This is a genomic window from Halalkalibacter nanhaiisediminis (assembly GCF_007830185.1).
Lineage (GTDB): Bacteria > Bacillota > Bacilli > Bacillales > Bacillaceae_D > Halalkalibacter > Halalkalibacter nanhaiisediminis.
The window spans coordinates 1-901 of sequence record NZ_VLKZ01000026.1; the positions used below are offsets into that span (position 1 = coordinate 1).

1 rRNA gene is annotated in these 901 nt (G+C 52.6%); it reads left to right on the forward strand.

The window, feature by feature from the left end:
- Positions 1-813, forward strand: a 16S ribosomal RNA gene (locus tag IQ10_RS17885); the annotation flags it as partial.
- Positions 814-901: the final 88 nt, after the last annotated feature.

Sequence of the window (901 nt, forward strand, 5' to 3'; positions counted from 1 at the left end):
CGACTCTCTGGTCTGTAACTGACGCTGAGGCGCGAAAGCGTGGGGAGCAAACAGGATTAGATACCCTGGTAGTCCACGCCGTAAACGATGAGTGCTAGGTGTTAGGGGTTTCGATGCCCTTAGTGCCGAAGTTAACACATTAAGCACTCCGCCTGGGGAGTACGACCGCAAGGTTGAAACTCAAAGGAATTGACGGGGGCCCGCACAAGCAGTGGAGCATGTGGTTTAATTCGAAGCAACGCGAAGAACCTTACCAGGTCTTGACATCCTTTGACCACCCTAGAGATAGGGCTTTCCCCTTCGGGGGACAAAGTGACAGGTGGTGCATGGTTGTCGTCAGCTCGTGTCGTGAGATGTTGGGTTAAGTCCCGCAACGAGCGCAACCCTTGATCTTAGTTGCCAGCATTCAGTTGGGCACTCTAAGGTGACTGCCGGTGACAAACCGGAGGAAGGTGGGGATGACGTCAAATCATCATGCCCCTTATGACCTGGGCTACACACGTGCTACAATGGATGGTACAAAGGGCTGCGAAACCGCGAGGTTGAGCGAATCCCATAAAGCCATTCTCAGTTCGGATTGTAGGCTGCAACTCGCCTACATGAAGCCGGAATTGCTAGTAATCGCGGATCAGCATGCCGCGGTGAATACGTTCCCGGGCCTTGTACACACCGCCCGTCACACCACGAGAGTTTGTAACACCCGAAGTCGGTGGGGTAACCTTTTGGAGCCAGCCGCCTAAGGTGGGACAGATGATTGGGGTGAAGTCGTAACAAGGTAGCCGTATCGGAAGGTGCGGCTGGATCACCTCCTTTCTATGGAGTATTTACTCTAGTCGATGTATGGTCTAGGCCATATACGCTTCGGTCTTTTTGTTCAGTTTTGAGAGAACTTACTCTCAAT